We start from the raw sequence: 17,020 nt of genomic DNA on the forward strand, positions 1-17,020 counted from the left end.
GTCATGCACTACAAATGATAATCGCCGGAAGCTTCCGGCTGATACAAAATGGACAAAATCTTTATCCGGCGTATGCCTGCCGGCACCTGCCAGCTAAAGGTGTCTCCTGCGCGATAGCCGAGCATCGCCGTTCCAATCGGAGCAAGCACGGAGATTTTGCCCTCAGCGAAATCAGCCTCATCGGGGAACACCAGGGTATACGTCATCTCTTCCTTGGTTTCAAGATCGAGCAACCGCACCTTCGAGTTCATGGTGATGACATCGCGCGGAACATCCTTTGATGCCACCACGATGGCGCGATTCAATTCCGCGCCCAGTTTTTGCAGTTCGTCGCTGCCGTAATATTGCGATTGTTTTGCAACCTCAAGCAGAGCCTGCAATCGTTTCACGTCATTCTCCGTAACGTATATGTTTTTTTCCTGCATGGTTTCCGGCTCCTTTATTCAGAAATCTCTTTAAACTCACTCACGAGGTGTTGCGCTTTGGTGAGGACAAGAATCACGGCAGTCAACCTCATTCTGGCGCTTCGCGCTTGGCGGCAAAAACAAAACCGTAAAACAATCCGGGACATACCCCTAGGCCGCAAGACTGCGCGGCGCCTCCCACATATCGTCTTCCCACTCAAACGCAGCTTTACGCGCGGAGGTGTCCCAATTGCCGGTTTTCCAAACCAGCAACGGCATGGCGGTTGTCTGAATCGTTTGCTTGATCACCGTTGCCAGGAGGGCCGCATGGCTTGGCTTCCGCGCGTCAATGACCAACAGGTCGGCGCGCCGTTCTCGCGCCATTTTCTGCAATGTTGCTGCCGGATCCCTTGCTGGAACGTTTGAGTTCGCCGTGACCACGAAAGTTTTGCTCAATTTCGGTTGCACGCCTTCCGGGACAATCAAAACCGAACACGTTGCATCCAGCGCAAGCCGCTCTGGAAGCGCGCCGCTCTTTCGCTGCTCTCTCCGGTTTCCCACCAAAATCAAATCACTGGCATGAGCTGCTGCCTGGTAGATCAACTCCGTCAGCGGCGTTCCTTCAACAACCTCGTACGCAAACGCCGCTCCTTTCCCGGCTTCCCAATGCCGCTCAAGAATACGTTCCATTTGATTCAACACCGTGCGGAACATGTTGGGATATTTGAGCCGGATGCTCATCGGGATGTTGATCCGGGGAACGATATGCACGAAATGCATGGCTTCCGGCTTCACCCGGCGACAAAACATTGCGGCATATTGAATAATCGTTTCATCCTGCTCGCTCAGATTGAGCCCGGCGATGAGGCGTTTATATCGGTGCATGTTGGCCTCCGTCACTCAACTACGAATATGATCTGGGGTGGCGCGTTGCGGCGGTGAATCTCACTCATCGCAATGACTGCCGCACGCCGGTTGTGCCGCGTTCCTGGCGAACGATCTTGCGTGCTTGCGGCCGGGGCTCATCCACCAGCCGCCAGGTTTCACCCTCGTCAAGCAAGCGCTTGCGGCGCTTGGCCTCATGGCCCAACATACGCTTGTGGGAATAAGCGCAGCGGTCAATTTCGAGGCCGCGATAATCGAACAGCAGCGCCACATCGTTTCGGTTGCTCCACATCTGCTCGTCCGTCCAGAAGAGATGATCGGGCGGATTATTCAATGCGTTCTGTCCGCTGTGGATGAACACCTTCATCCCCGGCCTCAAGATCAAATCGTCCGGGAAAGCATAGCGCCGGTTGCCGCGCTCGGCGATCAGGCTCCAACCGACCAGCGGCTGCGCCACGGTGCCCTGGTTGACGATTGCGATGTGTTCTTGCAGACCTTGATTATAAACACCAACAATCTTGATTTTTGCGCCGGCCAACTGGCCGGTGCGGGTTGGTTGAGGGGCTCGCTTTGACATATAAATCTCTCCTGCACTGGTTTGATCAATCAACACGGATGTCTGCTGGTTATCCTTTGAAGCGGGCAAATCCAACAATCACGTTGTCCGCGTATCCCATTCAAACAGAACTTTCCGCTGCCCCAACATGACCCCCTCTTTCTTCACAGAATATCACAACATTTCCGCCATTCGAATCGTGCGCGCGCTCCCGGTGCGGTTCTGCGTTGCGTGAAGGCGGAGAGAACAATCCGGGCAACCAGGTAAACCGCAGCCAAAATGCCAGCGCCATGGCGGCCAACATGAAGCCAAGCAAAAGATAAGCGGCAAAATCCGGAGGGATGTTCATCATGATATTCTCCTCCAATTCCTGGTTCACAGAATAACACGTTATTTGAACGTCGAATCATCTACGCTTCCAAAAGACGGCCAACCGCGCCTTTCAGGCTGGCGGCATCGGATGATTTCATCAAAAACGCATCCGCCGCCCAGGTGCGGAAATCCATGCAAAACGCCGGATTGGCAGCATGAATCATGACTTTGGCCTCGCGATTGTCATTCACCAAATTTTGCAGGCATTCCAATTCCGCTTCATCCGAAAAAGCCAGATCGAAAATCACAACATGCACCGGCGCTTCCCGCAATTTTACCAAAGCATCATTGCCGTTCGCGGCTGTCCTCACCTCGTATCCTTCTGCTTCCAGCTCCACTTTGTAGAATTGGCGCAGGCGGCGTTCATTTTCTACAATTAAAATTTTGGGAGACATGCTTACCCTTATCGGCTTGAACTGGATTATCCTGCGTGGCTGGCCAGCGCCGGCATGACAGTCACGCTTTTCCGGCTTGCGCGCTTCTTCATTTCTTCGAGAGCATTTTGGTACTCGCGCCGGCAAACGGCGCAAATATAACTGTCATCCTCCGGAAAGAATTGTCCCGGGTTGTTCGCTGTGATTAATTCATCGCAAAGGCTGCATCGTGCCGCCATGATTCGTCTTCCTTGTTTGTCGCTAAAGGTTCTGTGTGATTTGTTTCTGCCATGGTCATTCGGGGAGTTGCGCCCTCGGGCCAAACCGTTGCGCCCTGGTACTCCGCATTCAACGCCAGCCAAAGGCCTTCATCATGCAGGGCATCTGCACATAACTCACAAAAGGAGATTCTGGCACTCTCACCACTCTTTGCGTCGCGGGGTTGCGCCGCAGCGCCCTCGGCAATTTGGCGAGGCAAATCTCTGCTCAATGACGCAATCAGCAACTGCCGGCCTTCCTGCTCGGCAATCCAAAAAAGGTTTACTACTTTGTTTCCGGTAGTTTCTTCGCAAATGTTCCTGATCATCTGCAAATCGATCCGGCTGAGCACGCCAAGAGTCATGCGCGAAAGCTGCCTTTTCTTCGCCTCATCCGGCAAAGCATAAGGTATGACAAATATCGCCAACAGATTGCCGTACGAAAAAGTTTTGACGGTTGCGGTTTCCGCCCCGGCTTGTTCGTGCAAAAAATCAGCAATGTGACGGCTGATCTCTTTCGGCTTGTCGATTTCTACTTTCCAGTTCATCTGTCATACTCCTTTCGCGAGTAAGAGGGCCGCCTGCCGGTCAAGCCAGACGGCCCTTATATGAATCGCGAGGGCGCCATCCACAGCAACACCACAGGCAGCCTCACGGGAAGATGCCGCGCTCTTTGTACACAGTTTCCAGGCGCGAGAGCGCAGCGATATAAGCCGCGGTGCGCCAATCCGTTTGATATTTCTTCGCCGTTTCGCGCACGCGTTTGTAAGCATTGACGATTTTTTTGTGCAGTTTGCGATCGACTTCTTCAATATCCCAGAATTCACTGCGCTTGTTCTGCAGCCACTCAAAGTAGCTCACGATAACGCCGCCGGAATTGCAGAGGATGTCGGGCAGCAGTTCGATTCCGCGCTTTTGCAAGATCAGGTCGCCGTCGGGATTGGTTGGGCCGTTGGCACCTTCGGCGACGAGCCGGACGTTCAACCATTGCGCGGTTGTTTCGGTAATCTGATTCTCCATGGCGGCTGGAATGAAAATATCGGCCTGGGTGCGCATGAAGGTTTCGTGATCAATCGCTTTTGCCATACCGTAACCGAAAACGCCGCCGTGCTCTTTGACATAAGCCGCCAGCGCTTCGGCGTCAATGCCGTCCGGATTGGAGATGGCGCCGGTGATGTCTTCCACCGCAATGAGCCGGGCGCCATGCGGTTGCATCAGTCGCGCTGACCACGAACCCACGTTACCGAATCCCTGCACGATATACCTCGAGCCTTTTAAATCGAAGCCGCGATCCTTTGCCCATTCTTCAATCATAAAGACCACGCCTTGCCCGGTAGCTTTATCGCGCCCGATACTGCCGCCGGATTCGACCGGCTTGCCGGTCACGACGTGCGTGTAGCTCTGCCGTTCGTGCGGCGGCATGGTTTGCAAATACGTGTCCAAGAACCACGCCATGATTTGCGCGTTGGTGTTCACATCCGGCGCGGGAATGTCGTATTCCGGCCCGATGTTGTTGCCCAAGGCAAACGTAAAACGCCGCGTGATGCGCTCCAACTCCGCCTTGCTATATTCGGCAGGATCGATTTGTATGCCGCCTTTTGCGCCGCCAAACGGAATGTCCGTTAACGCCGTTTTCCACGTCATCCAGGCGGCCAGCGCCCGCACTTCGTCGATTTCGACGGAGGGATGATACCGCAAACCGCCTTTGAAAGGGCCGAGCACATTGTTGTGCTGCACGCGGTAGCCGGTAAAAATTTTGACTCGCCCGTCATCCATTTTTACCGGAAAGTTGATGGTGATCTCGTTCGCGGTATTCGCCAGAATGATGCGAATGTTTGGATCCAAATTCATCAGGTCGGCGGCTTTTTGAAATTGCCGCGCCACATCCGCATAAAGATTCCTTTTCTGCCCTTCATACGTTTCTTCACCACGATTTCTCCCGCGCTCGGCCGGCGCGCCATTTCGCCGGTCGCGAGATTTTGCTGTGAACGTTTCCTCGGGTGAACTCATCTCTCGCTTCATAAAAAACCTCGCCTTTTAAATTTCGCAAACCATGCAACTCGCGTTGACGGTTTTGCTCTTGACATCGAAAAATTCATCAACTTCCCACGCAGCACACTCGATTACGCACGCGGGGATCGTTTCTGGCGTCTTTGGTCTTGCAACGTCTTGTGTGTCTTATTGGGGACAGAAGGAGAAAATCAAACAAATGAGAAAATAAAATGATTTCAGATACGGTGAATGTTGATACGATGACTCGCGTCGTTTCTCTTGCATGAAACAGATTTCTACTCTGCACTTTGGCAAAAGTCATTCCATGCACCAGGAGCGAAATCTATCTATCAGAATGACTGGGGCGGGCGGGGCAAAAAGCCCAATTCCTCAAGAAAACCAATAGAAAAAGCCCCAAAATGTCCTTAATAAATTACGTTAGTCGATAAAATCTACTTGGTGAACATTTACTCTCGCCGGGGAAATCTGAACCAGCGGAGAAAAATGTCTCACAAAATTTTATTGACTTGCGCGCGTTTTTCCGGAGAATTCGAACACTTGTTGTCACAGCCTAGCTAAGTCCTGTGATTACGAACCGTCGGAACCAAGCCAATCGAAAGTCGAAAAAAATTGGTACGGTTTTAGTAACAGCGTAGATTAAGCGCCGGCAAAGTTGTGGCGATTTTGGATTGATGATGGCGGTGTGCGAAAGTTACGATGCAAGAACAAGCGATTAGTTTTTCAAACTCGAATAAAGTTCTGAAAATTTGTGGCAGAGGATTATAAATAATTCTGTCGATAAATCATCTTGCCAAAGTTTTTCGCAGAAGCTTTGATTTACAGCTTGACTGCAAGTTGAGGTAGCCACTAATCTAAACAAAGTGAGCGGGATCATGCCAAAGATCAGTATTGTTGGAAACCTGATGATCATGCTGGGATTCCTGATAACAGCGGCGGCAATGTTCGTTTTCGTTTGGCCGTTGGGCGCCGGACTGGCGGCTTTGTTGTTGGCTTCCGGCCTTTTCAGATTTTTTAACAATGCGCGAGAAGCATTGACAAAGCCAAGGACGCCTGCGCGCGCCAGCATTCTTGGGCAACCGCAGTTCGCAAGCGGCAAACTGGCCGGCGCGTCCGAATCCACTACGGCGGGATAACATCATGACTCATTTCATTCATCGGGCTTCTGCGGTGGAAGCGAGAAGCTCATCGACAGCATTTTTGTTGAATATGCCCAGACGTCGCGCCCACACAAAAAAGCTTCTTCCCGAAGCGGCAGAAGTTTACGAGTTGACCACACCGAGCCATACGGAAAATCTGGAGGTGATTCGGAATTTTACTTTTCACCTCGGCCGCAAAGCGGGTTTGGACGAAATGGCGTTGATGGACCTCGCCGTGGCAGTCGAGGCGGCCTGTGTCAATGCCATTAAACACGGCCATCACAATGACGAAAGCAAGCCGCTTCGCCTTCAGATAAAAATCGATAAGCAAAAACTGACAGTGCTGGTGAAAGATCGAGGCCTCGGCTTTGATCCCGAACAACGCGACGGGCAAAAAGCTCAAGACCTTCTCATCACGCCGCGAAGCAATGGTCGCGGCATTCTCATGATGAAAATGCTCATGGACGAAGTCCATTTTGAAACCGGAAACGGCAAGGGAACGCGTGTCCGGCTGGTTAAATACGTCACACCGCCGCAACAAAAAAATTTTCATTAAACCGCCGCTCTCCCCGCGCCGATAAGAATCATTCTCTTCGCAAACAACCTCCCCGATTTGCCCTCACCTCCCGCAGCCATCGCGGCAACATGCACACGCGATGAAATTCGCCTGCAATTATTCGCGCCAAGTTACCCGGATTTCAACTACAATTGAAGCGTGTGAGTTCTTAATTCGAACGGTGTGAAAAATTCAGGCAAGCATGACAGCGAGGGCGTGCTGGCAGCCAGTGGGATTGCGGCAGCATCACGCCTGTTGGGCATGCTGACGCAGCGCCTGCAACAACGCTTGCATATCAGCGGGCAATTCACTCTGTAAAAAAAGCGACTCACCGGTTACGGGATGAATAAAACCGAGGGTGTGTGCGTGCAAAGCCTGACGGTGAAACTGCGCCAGCAAACCGGCGGCAAAGCGCATATCCGCTTGATTCAAGCCGCTGAGCCGGCTGTTGCGTCCGTGGTAGGTGGGATCGCCAAACACGGGATGGCCGAGATGGCTAAGATGGACGCGAATTTGATGCGTGCGCCCGGTTTCAAGGCGCAACCGCAGCAAGCTGTGCAGAGGAAAGCGTTCGCTCACGTCATAATGCGTGACCGCCCATTTGCCTTTATCCGAACTCACCGCGACCTTGCGCCGGTCTTTGCTGCTGCGCGCCAAAAAGCTTTCGATTTTGCCGCGGGCGGGCTTGGGCGCGCCCCACACCACGGCGAGATATTCGCGCTGCGTTGATTTTGCTTTAAATTGCGCGGCCAGCGCTGCATGCGTGCGCTCATCGCGCGCCACCACAAGCAAGCCGGAGGTATCTTTATCCAACCGATGCACGATTCCGGGCCGTTCACTTCCGCCAATTTTGGAAACCTCTTTAAAGTGAAATAACACGGCATTGGCCAACGTGCCCTCGGCATGGCCATAAGCGGGATGCACCACCAGGCCTGCGGGCTTATCAACAACGATGAGATAAGCGTCTTCATAAACCACGCGCAATGGAATATCTTGCGGAATCAATTCGCTCGGCAGCTTGGGCGGAATGTTGATTTGAATCACTTCGCCCGGGGAAACGAGATGGCTGGCCTTACTGGATTGGCCATTGACCGTAATCTCTCCCGCGGCGATGAGTTGCTGCAATTGCGAACGTGTGATCACGGCGAGATGGTTGGCGAGATACTTGTCTAAACGAACGCGGCTTTGGCCGGGATCGACCGTGATGGTTTGAAATTCCGAAGATGGCAACTTGGGTAACGATGATAGTCGATTAGTTGTCCAAACTTAAAACGAAATTCTGAAAGATTTTTGCCCACAAAATCGAAATCCCACAGAAAAAGCTTTTTAAAACTTTTGCGGGCGAGGTTATCATGACGATGCTAAGTTCGAGATGTCCTCCTACTCTTGTCAATGTCATTAAGCAGGAATATTTTGAGATCCTGGGTTTGCTACCGGTTCGAGTCGCTTTCTTGTTACTTCACAGGATTCTTGCAGAATGACACAACTCGGTGTTTGCATCAACTTAACGTTGTCGTATTATTCAACCTGCTCGAAGGGCTTCGGATTACAGCCGGATGGAGATTTCGCGCCTACAGTTTTTTCAATAATGTTTTCCAACGTTCCCACGCTTCGGTGCGGGCTTTACGATTGGCTTCCGTTCCTTGCGGATCTTCGCCGCTGCGCATGAAACCATGCCCGGCGCCTTCATAGGTTACCGGTTCGAAGGCCTTGCCCGCTTCCTGCATCGCCGCTGCGGAATTCGGAATGGTGGCGTTGACGCGCGCATCATTGCCGCCATAAAAGCCATAAACCGGGCACGCAATGCCGGCGACGTTCTCTTTGCCTTCCGGCCCTCTGCCATAGAACACAAAAGCAGCTTTCAAATCCGCGCGCTGCGCCGCGAAATTAAAACTCTGGCTTCCGCCCCAACAAAAACCCGCCACCGCTAATTTGCCATTGCACGCCGGCAACTTGATAACATAATCTGCCACCGCGTTCAAGTCTGACGTTACTTGTTCGGGTTTGAGTGCGTACAACGCTTGCGTCGCGCTATCCGCGCTGGCAAAATCGCTGGTCTTGCCGCCTCTCGGCCCCGCGCCTGACAGCAAGTCCGGGGCAATGGCGATGTAGCCAGCTTCCGCCAATTGATCGGCAACGCCGCGCACCCAATCCGTCAAGCCTTTATTCTCGTGAATCACCAGCACGGCGGAGACTTTATCCTTTGCTTCAGGATAGACCACGAAACAATGCACGCTGCGCTCACCGTTCTTGACCGCCACCCATTCGTGATGCCGCGAGGAGGCTTGCAGGCGTTGCTTGACATAATCCTGCGCAAACGCAGAAACTGCCAGGCCCAAACATAACACCGGCGCAAATATTCTTTTCATTGCGATCCTCCTTTTCCTGTTGAGAATGTTCGTGCAGGTTCGGCTTTAGCGATGGGGACGGAGCACGGCATGCAAAATCTCATGCGGCAAACTGCGCACAATCACAATCCGGCTTCACGACGACGGCGTGCGTGAACGCGTGCCCAGCCAATTGTCATGCTCATCGCTGGGGGAAGCTTTGGTTGAGGGCAAGGCGGGCGACTCCGGCTCGGCTGCGGTTTTGTCTTTTTCGAAAAGAACCAAGGCCATTAAAATCACCATGCCGATCGAAACGGCGCTATCGGCAATATTGAACACGGGCCAGCGCGTGTTGTTAATGCCAACATCGATGAAATCGATCACGCTGCCATAAGCAAAGCGATCGATGAGATTTCCGATCGCGCCGCCGAGAATGAGCGCCAGCGAGAGCCGCGCCGGCAGTTTCTCCCGGCGAATGCGATACAGATAAATCATGATGACGATCGTGGCGAGGGCGGCAAAAACCGTGAAGAAATATTTGCCGCCAATGCGAATGCCAAACGCCATGCCGGGATTTTCGATGTAGGTGAAGCGCAGGACATCGCCCAGCACTTCAATCGATTCGCCCAGAAAGAACCGCGCTTTGACCAGCAGCTTGGTCGCTTGATCGAGCACGACGATGATCGCCGTGATCACCAACACACCCATGCCCTGCAGAATAGTCATATCGAAATTTGAAATGAAAAAGCAGACTCGACCACAGGCGAGCGTTCGACCGAACTCTCGCCGACGTCAAGCCTGCCGTGATGAAAATGATATTGGATGCACCGTGGGATTTACTGATCCAGCGAAACGCCGCTTTCCTCTTTCATTTTGCAGTTGATGCACAAGCGCGCATGCGGCACGGCTTCCAACCGTTCCCATGCAATCAGTTGATTGCAATTATGGCAATGGCCGTAAGAGCCGTCCTCGACACGCTCCAGCGCTTGATCGATATGATAGAGCAAGCGGCCTTCGCGCGTGGCGAAATAATATGCCTTTTCACGCTCCATGTTGTCCGTGCCTTGATCCGCCATGTGATGGGCATATGAAGTGTTTTCGCCCGAGGCGTCCTTTACCGTCGTAGCGCCCTGGCCATTTTTGAAGTGGTCCAGTTCCTTCAACAGCTCGGTGCGCCGCTCCAACAACAGACGCTTGAAATACTGCAAATCTTGAGATTTCATGAACGCCCTCCTGTGGTTTTGACCTTCCAGGCCAACGAGAGGTGAGTCCGTCGCCGGTCACAGGGTTTAATCATTGATGAATTCAATGAACGAGGTGAAATTTTTTCTAAATTTACCGCACAAATCTCTTCCCGCCGCCGCTTTCCGGGAATTTGCCACAAGCGATTGTGTTGGGCAACTGTTACGGAGAAGCGCCTAGACGAGAAACAAACATTGTGCAGCTCAAACCCGGGCAACGCTAATAACGATTTCTTCGTCGCCCACGTTCCACGATTCGACGTGAGTCAGATGTTCGCCGGCTTGCGCCGGGCCTAGTCGATCGGCCAGGGTTTCTTGCTGGATGTAATGCGCCAATTTTTGAATGGCATCGTGGACGCGGCTCGAGCCTTCATATCGGACGGCAATGCGATCCGTGACTTCGAAGCCCGCGTCTTTTCGCATGTTTTGTACGCGATTGACGAAATCCCTTGCCAAGCCTTCCGCAAGCAAGTCGTCATTCAATTTGGTGTCAAGCGCAATCGTCCAGCCTGCCTCCGTGCTTACTGCCAAGCCTTCGGCTTGATGGCGCACGAGGTTGACCTCGTCCGTGGTGAGTTTGACTTTTCCGTTTTCAAAATCTATTTCCAGAACGCCGTGCTGCTCCAATTCGTGCGTCTGTTGCGCACGCAAAGCGCGAATAACGCCCGCCACAGCGTTGGCTTGTTTGCCGAATTTCGGGCCAAGCGCTTTGAAGTTCGGCTCCGCTTTGAGCGAGGTCAACTCCGCCGCCGAGGCGACGAACTCAATCGCTTTGACATTCAATTCATCTTGAATAAGCTGGCTGCCGGTGTTGATGGCCGCCCGCTGCTTTTCATCGTTGGAGACGATAATGAGGCGGCTAAGCGGCTGCCGAATTTTAAGATTGCGCTCGGCGCGCAGCGCGCGGCCCGCATTCACCACGGCGCGCACCGCCTCCATCTGCGTTTCCAGATCTTCCTGCCGGAACTGATAGGCTTTGTGCGCGGCGGAGGGAAATTCGCTGAGATGCACGCTGGCGCCCGGCTGCGCCGCGGTCAAACGCAAATAAATCGCCTCCGGAATAAAAGGCGCAAGCGGCGCGGCGGCTTTGCAAACGGTCAGCAACGCTTCATAAAGCGTTTCAAAGGCCGCCTGCTTGTCAGGCCCCATATCGGATTTCCAGAAGCGCCGGCGGCAACGCCGCACGTACCAGTTCGACAGATCATCGACGACAAACTCGGCCAGCGCGCGCGCGCCGCGCGTGATGTCATACACATTGTAATTCTCTTCGACGCGCGCCACCAGGCGATTGAGCGTTGAAATAAGCCAGCGATCGATCTCCGGCCGTTGCGCCAGGGGAATCGGTTGCGCGGGATATGCGAACTTGTCGATGTTGGCATACATCGCAAAAAAAGCGTAGGTGTTGATCAACGTTCCAAAGAATCGGCTGACGATTTCTTCCACGCCTTTGGTGTCAAAACGAGTGGCTTGCCAGGGCGGGTTGACCGTCATCATATACCAGCGTGTGGCGTCTGCGCCATATTTATTGATCACCTGGAAAGGATCGACGACATTGCCCTTGGATTTGGACATCTTCTTGCCGTCCTTGTCCAGCACCATCTCAAGCACGACGCAATTTTTGAAACAAGGCTTGTCGAAAAGCATGGCGGCGATGGCCAGCAGCGAATAGAACCAACCGCGCGTTTGATCAACCGCTTCGCTGATAAAATCTGCCGGGAAACTGCGCGCAAAGATGTCTTGATTTTCGAAGGGATAATGCCACTGCGCCAGCGGCATCGCGCCGCTATCGAACCAAACATCAATCACTTCCGGCGTGCGGCGCATGAGCTTGCCGTTTTGGGGATTGACGAACGTGATCTCATCGACAAACGGCCGGTGCAAGTCAAGCTGCGCCAGATCGCGGCCGGTCAATTCCGATAATTCCTTCACTGAACCGACGCACTGAAAATTGCCTTCCTCATCGAGCCAGATCGGCAGCGGCGTGCCCCAGAAGCGATCGCGCGACAACGCCCAATCGACATTATTGGACAGCCACTCCCCGAAACGGCCTGCACCCACTTCGGGAGGATACCAGTTGATCTCCTTGTTCAACTCTACAAAGCGATCTTTGAATTGCGTCGTGCGAATGTACCACGTTTCTTTCGCATAATAGATTAATGGCGTATCATCGCGCCAGCAATGCGGATAGGTGTGGCGATATTTCTCAATTTTGTAGAGCCGCCCGCTTTGCTTCAGTGAGGCCACGATGCCGGGATCGACCTCCTTGAAAAACTGGCCTTGCCACGGCGTGACATCTGATGTGAACCGCCCGCTCTTGTCAATCGGTTGATAGAAAGGCAGATTGTGTTGCACGCCGACCTGGTAATCGTCTTGACCGAACGCCGGCGCCAAATGCACGATGCCGGTGCCGTCGGTGGTCGTCACAAAATCCGCCAGCACCGTGTAATGTGAGCGCTTGTCGCTGCGCATGAACGTAAAAAGCGGCTGATAGTCGATATTCGCGAACTCGCGGCCCGCTTTGCGCTCGAGGATTTGATAATCACCCGCTAAGGCCTCCAGGCGCGGTTCAGCAAGAATCAACTGCTCGCCATTATGCGAGACTTTGACATAAGGCACATCGGGATGCAAGGCGAGCGCGACATTCGAAATCAGCGTCCATGGCGTCGTCGTCCAAACCAAGAACGAGGTGGAGGGATCATTTTGCAACGGCATTTTCACGAAGACCGAGGGGTCTTCGACTTCGTCATAACCTTGCGCGACTTCGTGGCTCGACAATGGGGTTTCACAACGCGGGCAATATGGCACGATCTTATGGCCGCGATACAAAAGATTGCGATCCCATAATTGCTTTAAAATCCACCAAACGCTTTCGATATACTTGTTTTCATACGTCACATAAGGATCTTTGAGATCGACCCAATAGCCCATGCGCTCGGTAAGTTGATCCCACAATTGCTTGTATTGCCAAACGCTTTCGCGGCAGCGCGCATTGAATTTGTCGATGCCGTAGGCGAGAATCTGATCTTTCTTGGTGAACTTGAGTTGTTTTTCGACCTCGATTTCGACCGGCAAGCCGTGGGTATCCCAGCCGGCCTTGCGTTCCACCCGATAGCCTTGCATGGTTTTCAGGCGGCAGCCAAAATCCTTCATGGTGCGGGCAATGACGTGATGAATGCCGGGCTTGCCGTTGGCGGTGGGAGGGCCTTCAAAAAAAACAAAAGGCTTGTCGGCCGGGCGAGATGAAACACTTTTTTGAAAAATGTTCTCGCTCTTCCAATAGTGAAGAACTTCTTCTTCGATTGCCGGGAGATTTAATTCCTGGGGAAACGGTTTATACATCCTGATTTGCCTTGTAGCTAAAACGTGTTGAGGTGTTTGTCGATCGACAACATTAGCCGCGGCATGAACGCCGGCAACCGGCGTCATGGAACTTACGCAGTTGCGGATAAACGATTTGTTACATCCGTTCAATTACGCGTTTCATGATCAATGTGAGCTTAGGCTCGGCTTCGCCGGCGGTTTTAATGATCTTCGCAATGTCAACAGGCTCGAGGGCATCGGGCAAGCATGAATCTGTCACCACGGATAGCCCCAGCACCTTCATCCCGCCATGCACCGCGGCGATGACTTCCGGCACCGTGCTCATGCCCACGACATCCGCGCCGATCTGACGCAAAAAACGATACTCCGCGCGCGTCTCGAGGTTCGGGCCGGAGAGCGCAACGTACACGCCTTTTTGCACACGAATTTTTTCTTCGAGGGCGACTTGTTCGGCCAGGGCAATCAACGCTTGGGTATATGGCTCAGACATATCCGGGAAACGCGGGCCAAGCGCCTCTTCATTCGGGCCGATCAGAGGATTGTCGCCCAACAAATTGATATGATCCGTCATGATCATGATATCGCCGGGCGCAAACAGCGGGTTCATGCCGCCGCAGGCGTTGGAAACGACGAGTGTATGGCAACCCAGGGCTTTCATGACGCGCACCGGAAAGGTGATCTGCTTCATGGAATAGCCTTCATAGAAATGAAAGCGGCCTTGCATCGCCACCACCTGCTTGTTGCCCAGCGTCCCAAAAATCAAACGGCCCGCGTGACTTTCAACTGTTGACAGCGGGAAATGGGGCAAATCAGAATAGGAGATGGTCGCCTCGGTTTTGATCTCTTTCGCCAACGCGCCCAGGCCCGTGCCTAAAATTATGCCGATTTCCGGTTTGGTTTTGGCGTGCTTGCGAATAACGGCAACGGCTTCGTCGATCTGCTGCAGTAAGGTAGTCATACGAGGCGCTTTCCTTCTCCTGGGTTTAGGAAATGAATTAAGGTTTGTCTTCCTTCTTCTGTTTACTGCGAATTTGCTCGAGCAACTTGGCGCGCTCGGCTTCCTGCCGTTTACGCTCATCTTCCAGGCGCTTGCGTTCCGACGTCAGGTTTTCCTGTCTTTGCTGCTCGCTTTTAATCTTTTTATCCAACTCGCGCTGGCGGCTGTCTTTCACGGCTTCAACGGCTAGATTATAGTCGCGCACCTTACCGTTGTGCGCAAAGATCAATGTCCCGATTACCGTCCCCGCGCCCGTCACCGACCACAGCGCGGCGCGATTTTCACTATCAACGCTGCGTTCCAGCATGGCGCCGGCAAAAAAACTCGCGCCAAAACTGAGCGCGCCGCCGCCGATGGTATAAAGCCAAAAATTATTGCTGGTCTTTCTCGCTTCCACCTCGCTGCGTTTAATCGGCTGGCCGGTATCATCTTTTAAAGCCATGCGCGATGCGCAGCCGGTGTTCAGGAGTGAGCCGATGCACAAACATACAGCTCCCCAATGCCAAAGAGTCCTCGTTTTCGACATGATGCAGTCCTTGGTTGTAAAGTCAATGGTGAAAAATCTGGCGGGGAATTAACGGCCAGATTCGTGCTCAAGTGGTGTCAAATCGGTAGTCGAAAAAATTGCCGTGGGTATTCAAGTAATGAAGTCTGAGATGCGCGTCTCCTTCTTTTCGCTAGTGGTGCGTGCACCGGGCGTGGTTGCTTCCGTAATGGGGCGGAATTCCTTTGAGCCGGCGGCGGTCAGCGGGCGAGCCGGTGGCCGGCGGACGTCGGGCGCTGCCGCAGGCATCGTTTTGGCAGGCGGCGCCTCATGCGCGGGGCGGGTGGGCGCTTCCGTTTCACCAAACCCCATATCATCGATTTCAAGCACGCCGATCAATTCAAGCTGGCTTTCCAGCAAATGGCGCAAGCGCCGTGCAAACGAACTTTTCTGCGCTTTCACGACCATTAATTCGTTCTTCAATTCTGCCAGCCGAACCTTGGCGTCGCGGATGATTTTTTCCGCTTCCATTTCGGCGTCACGCACAACCATCTCCGCCTCGCGCTTGGAGTTTTCGAGCGATTGCAGCGCCGTTTCTTGCGTATTTTTCAAGGCGTGTTTAAGCGTGCGTTCCACGTCCTGATAATCCTGCAACTGGGTCCGCAATCTCACAATTTCTTCCGACAGGCGGCTGCGCTCGTGCAAGAGCGCTTCGAATTCTTCTGCGATCATTTCGAGAAAGGTATTGACCTCGTCACGATCGTAGCCGCGCACGACGCGTTTGAATTCTTGTTTTTTTATGTCGAGAGGTGTCAATCGCACAATAATACTCCCACAATAGATAGAATTTTTAAGTACGTTCTCACCGGGTCGTTTGCGCACACCTGTTTGCAAAAAATGGCCGGGGTACTGCTTGCCGTTTCAACTTGTTCGTTCGCCAAAAATAGCCCTGCCAATTCGCACGATGGTCGCGCCTTCCTCAATCGCAATTTCAAAATCGTCAGTCATACCCATCGACAAGTGCCGCATGGTGGTATTCGGCAGGTGCAGCGCCAAAATTTCCGCATGAAGCTGGCGCAGCGTGCGGAAACAAACGCGTATCTTGTCAACGTCCTCCGTCAAAGCGCCTATCGTCATCAAACCGGCCAAGTGGAGATTGGGGAAAGCGGCTATTTCACGCGCCAGCACAACCGCTTCGGTCGGCGCCACACCAAATTTCGAAGCTTCTGCCGAGGTATTGACTTGCGCAAAAACCTCGAGGCGGCGCTGCAATTTCTCGGCGTGCTTCTGCAAAGCTTCTGCGAGGCGCACCGAATCGACCGATTGAATCACGTCGAACAGTGCTGCAGCATCTTTGGCCTTATTCGTTTGTAAATGGCCGATCAGATGCCACTCCACCGCCAAAGCTTTTTCCCGTGCGGCTGCAATCTTGGGAGCCGCCTCTTGCACGCGGTTCTCTCCGAATTTGTGCAGACCACTGGCGCTCGCCGCGACAACCTCGGGGAATGTCACTGTTTTCGTCACCCCGACGAGCGTAATCTCGCTTCGATCACGGCCGGCGCGCTGGCAAGCGGCAACAATTCTTTTTTCAACGGCGGCAAGTTGTAGAGCTGAGAACATAATTGAGTAAAAAATATAACCGCAAGGAGCTTAAAATGCAATGAATTAATTTGAATATAATCGACAGATTATTGCATCCAGCCGGAGGCACTGCTGCCGCAAAAGAGCCCCCCTTGCTTTAACCGCGTCAGTTTCCCGGCCGCGCCAGCACCACCGTCGTTTTTGCCGACAGCAACGTTCCCGCATTAGCCGAAATGGCTTGCATAAAAACGAGGTAAACGCCGGAACGCACAGCCTGGCCCTCATCGTCACGGCCATTCCACACAACCTGGAAAGCCGAGCCGACAGATCGATTGTTCAACAACCATCGCACCAAACGGCCGCGTAAATCATAAATCTTGAGGTGCACGGAAGCGGTTGTCACGGGGAGATTCAAATTAAAAATTGCAAAATCGTCGAATCCGTCCTCGTCCGGCGAAAACGGATTCGGAGAAATGCTCAATGAGGTTGCACTGGGCAAAATCGAGGTATAAATGG

Annotated in this window: 20 protein-coding genes; 1 reads left to right on the forward strand and 19 read right to left on the reverse strand. The window is 53.1% G+C overall.

The genetic code is table 11. The features are described from left to right. Positions 1 to 8: 8 nt before the first annotated feature. From FBQ85_00630 to FBQ85_00670, 9 genes are all read right to left on the reverse strand, one after another. The gene (locus FBQ85_00630; protein MDL1873668.1) at positions 9 to 425 is read right to left on the reverse strand and encodes a nucleoside diphosphate kinase regulator; all 417 of its coding nucleotides are present in this window, start codon (positions 423 to 425) and stop codon (positions 9 to 11) included. Between the two features lie 150 nt (positions 426 to 575). Then, positions 576 to 1,289, reverse strand: a complete 714-nt coding sequence (locus FBQ85_00635) for a universal stress protein (GenBank protein ID MDL1873669.1) — start codon at positions 1,287 to 1,289, stop codon at positions 576 to 578. Positions 1,290 to 1,353: 64 nt separating this feature from the next. Then, positions 1,354 to 1,866 (reverse strand): lamin tail domain-containing protein, encoded by a 513-nt coding sequence (locus FBQ85_00640; GenBank protein ID MDL1873670.1) that lies wholly within the window; start codon positions 1,864 to 1,866, stop codon positions 1,354 to 1,356. 100 nt (positions 1,867 to 1,966) lie between these two features. Beyond that, the gene (locus tag FBQ85_00645; protein MDL1873671.1) at positions 1,967 to 2,197 is read right to left on the reverse strand and encodes a hypothetical protein; all 231 of its coding nucleotides are present in this window, start codon (positions 2,195 to 2,197) and stop codon (positions 1,967 to 1,969) included. A gap of 58 nt (positions 2,198 to 2,255) precedes the next feature. Next, entirely contained in the window at positions 2,256 to 2,612 is a 357-nt protein-coding gene (locus FBQ85_00650) for a response regulator (protein ID MDL1873672.1), read from the reverse strand. A 26-nt stretch (positions 2,613 to 2,638) separates the two neighbouring features. Beyond that, positions 2,639 to 2,830, reverse strand: a complete 192-nt coding sequence (locus tag FBQ85_00655; protein MDL1873673.1) for a hypothetical protein — start codon at positions 2,828 to 2,830, stop codon at positions 2,639 to 2,641. Further along, the gene (locus FBQ85_00660) at positions 2,797 to 3,396 is read right to left on the reverse strand and encodes a hypothetical protein (GenBank protein ID MDL1873674.1); all 600 of its coding nucleotides are present in this window, start codon (positions 3,394 to 3,396) and stop codon (positions 2,797 to 2,799) included. Before FBQ85_00660 ends, FBQ85_00655 begins: the two co-directional genes overlap by 34 nt. Positions 3,397 to 3,499: 103 nt before the next feature. Continuing rightward, complete coding sequence (locus FBQ85_00665) at positions 3,500 to 4,858, reverse strand: Glu/Leu/Phe/Val dehydrogenase (GenBank protein MDL1873675.1); 1,359 nt, start codon at positions 4,856 to 4,858, stop codon at positions 3,500 to 3,502. A 715-nt stretch (positions 4,859 to 5,573) separates the two neighbouring features. Next, positions 5,574 to 5,927 carry a hypothetical protein gene (locus FBQ85_00670; protein MDL1873676.1) on the reverse strand — a complete coding sequence of 118 codons (354 nt, stop codon included), beginning with the start codon at positions 5,925 to 5,927 and terminating at the stop codon, positions 5,574 to 5,576. 71 nt (positions 5,928 to 5,998) lie between these two features. Here FBQ85_00670 and FBQ85_00675 point away from each other — a divergent pair, with 71 nt between their 5' ends. Beyond that, positions 5,999 to 6,553: an ATP-binding protein gene (locus FBQ85_00675; GenBank protein ID MDL1873677.1), complete on the forward strand. Its 555-nt coding sequence runs from the start codon at positions 5,999 to 6,001 to the stop codon at positions 6,551 to 6,553. A gap of 246 nt (positions 6,554 to 6,799) precedes the next feature. Here FBQ85_00675 and FBQ85_00680 read toward each other — a convergent pair whose 3' ends face one another. From FBQ85_00680 to FBQ85_00725, 10 genes are all read right to left on the reverse strand, one after another. Next, positions 6,800 to 7,783, reverse strand: coding sequence for an RluA family pseudouridine synthase (locus tag FBQ85_00680; GenBank protein MDL1873678.1), 984 nt, complete (start codon positions 7,781 to 7,783; stop codon positions 6,800 to 6,802). Positions 7,784 to 8,124: 341 nt separating this feature from the next. Continuing rightward, positions 8,125 to 8,922, reverse strand: a complete 798-nt coding sequence (locus FBQ85_00685) for a dienelactone hydrolase family protein (GenBank protein MDL1873679.1) — start codon at positions 8,920 to 8,922, stop codon at positions 8,125 to 8,127. 114 nt (positions 8,923 to 9,036) lie between these two features. Next, positions 9,037 to 9,606: a signal peptidase II gene (gene lspA, locus FBQ85_00690; GenBank protein ID MDL1873680.1), complete on the reverse strand. Its 570-nt coding sequence runs from the start codon at positions 9,604 to 9,606 to the stop codon at positions 9,037 to 9,039. 110 nt (positions 9,607 to 9,716) lie between these two features. Further along, positions 9,717 to 10,103: a TraR/DksA family transcriptional regulator gene (locus tag FBQ85_00695; protein MDL1873681.1), complete on the reverse strand. Its 387-nt coding sequence runs from the start codon at positions 10,101 to 10,103 to the stop codon at positions 9,717 to 9,719. Between the two features lie 222 nt (positions 10,104 to 10,325). Beyond that, positions 10,326 to 13,460 (reverse strand): isoleucine--tRNA ligase, encoded by a 3,135-nt coding sequence (locus FBQ85_00700; GenBank protein ID MDL1873682.1) that lies wholly within the window; start codon positions 13,458 to 13,460, stop codon positions 10,326 to 10,328. Positions 13,461 to 13,578: 118 nt separating this feature from the next. Next, positions 13,579 to 14,400, reverse strand: a complete 822-nt coding sequence (locus tag FBQ85_00705; protein MDL1873683.1) for a purine-nucleoside phosphorylase — start codon at positions 14,398 to 14,400, stop codon at positions 13,579 to 13,581. Positions 14,401 to 14,437: 37 nt separating this feature from the next. Next, positions 14,438 to 14,965 carry a hypothetical protein gene (locus FBQ85_00710; protein ID MDL1873684.1) on the reverse strand — a complete coding sequence of 176 codons (528 nt, stop codon included), beginning with the start codon at positions 14,963 to 14,965 and terminating at the stop codon, positions 14,438 to 14,440. A gap of 111 nt (positions 14,966 to 15,076) precedes the next feature. Continuing rightward, a complete protein-coding gene (locus tag FBQ85_00715; protein MDL1873685.1) occupies positions 15,077 to 15,817 on the reverse strand; it encodes a DivIVA domain-containing protein in 741 nt (246 codons plus the stop codon). Positions 15,818 to 15,844: 27 nt separating this feature from the next. Continuing rightward, positions 15,845 to 16,543 carry a YggS family pyridoxal phosphate-dependent enzyme gene (locus FBQ85_00720; protein MDL1873686.1) on the reverse strand — a complete coding sequence of 233 codons (699 nt, stop codon included), beginning with the start codon at positions 16,541 to 16,543 and terminating at the stop codon, positions 15,845 to 15,847. A gap of 127 nt (positions 16,544 to 16,670) precedes the next feature. Further along, complete coding sequence (locus FBQ85_00725) at positions 16,671 to 17,018, reverse strand: hypothetical protein (protein ID MDL1873687.1); 348 nt, start codon at positions 17,016 to 17,018, stop codon at positions 16,671 to 16,673. Positions 17,019 to 17,020: the final 2 nt, after the last annotated feature.

Source organism: Cytophagia bacterium CHB2 (genome assembly GCA_030263535.1).
Taxonomy (GTDB): Bacteria; Zhuqueibacterota; Zhuqueibacteria; order Zhuqueibacterales; family Zhuqueibacteraceae; genus Coneutiohabitans.

Bases quoted from the DNA above. Each gene is read 5' to 3' on its own strand.
- FBQ85_00695 (MDL1873681.1), bottom strand. From the start codon at position 10,103: ATGAAATCTCAAGATTTGCAGTATTTCAAGCGTCTGTTGTTGGAGCGG.
- FBQ85_00660 (MDL1873674.1), bottom strand. From the start codon at position 3,396: ATGAACTGGAAAGTAGAAATCGACAAGCCGAAAGAGATCAGCCGTCAC.
- FBQ85_00650 (MDL1873672.1), bottom strand. From the start codon at position 2,612: ATGTCTCCCAAAATTTTAATTGTAGAAAATGAACGCCGCCTGCGCCAA.
- FBQ85_00720 (MDL1873686.1), bottom strand. From the start codon at position 16,543: ATGTTCTCAGCTCTACAACTTGCCGCCGTTGAAAAAAGAATTGTTGCC.
- FBQ85_00645 (MDL1873671.1), bottom strand. From the start codon at position 2,197: ATGATGAACATCCCTCCGGATTTTGCCGCTTATCTTTTGCTTGGCTTC.
- FBQ85_00675 (MDL1873677.1), top strand. From the start codon at position 5,999: ATGACTCATTTCATTCATCGGGCTTCTGCGGTGGAAGCGAGAAGCTCA.
- FBQ85_00635 (MDL1873669.1), bottom strand. From the start codon at position 1,289: ATGCACCGATATAAACGCCTCATCGCCGGGCTCAATCTGAGCGAGCAG.
- FBQ85_00670 (MDL1873676.1), bottom strand. From the start codon at position 5,927: ATGCTGGCGCGCGCAGGCGTCCTTGGCTTTGTCAATGCTTCTCGCGCA.
- FBQ85_00685 (MDL1873679.1), bottom strand. From the start codon at position 8,922: ATGAAAAGAATATTTGCGCCGGTGTTATGTTTGGGCCTGGCAGTTTCT.
- FBQ85_00640 (MDL1873670.1), bottom strand. From the start codon at position 1,866: ATGTCAAAGCGAGCCCCTCAACCAACCCGCACCGGCCAGTTGGCCGGC.
- FBQ85_00665 (MDL1873675.1), bottom strand. From the start codon at position 4,858: ATGAGTTCACCCGAGGAAACGTTCACAGCAAAATCTCGCGACCGGCGA.
- FBQ85_00655 (MDL1873673.1), bottom strand. From the start codon at position 2,830: ATGGCGGCACGATGCAGCCTTTGCGATGAATTAATCACAGCGAACAAC.
- FBQ85_00705 (MDL1873683.1), bottom strand. From the start codon at position 14,400: ATGACTACCTTACTGCAGCAGATCGACGAAGCCGTTGCCGTTATTCGC.
- FBQ85_00710 (MDL1873684.1), bottom strand. From the start codon at position 14,965: ATGTCGAAAACGAGGACTCTTTGGCATTGGGGAGCTGTATGTTTGTGC.
- FBQ85_00630 (MDL1873668.1), bottom strand. From the start codon at position 425: ATGCAGGAAAAAAACATATACGTTACGGAGAATGACGTGAAACGATTG.
- lspA (MDL1873680.1), bottom strand. From the start codon at position 9,606: ATGACTATTCTGCAGGGCATGGGTGTGTTGGTGATCACGGCGATCATC.
- FBQ85_00700 (MDL1873682.1), bottom strand. From the start codon at position 13,460: ATGTATAAACCGTTTCCCCAGGAATTAAATCTCCCGGCAATCGAAGAA.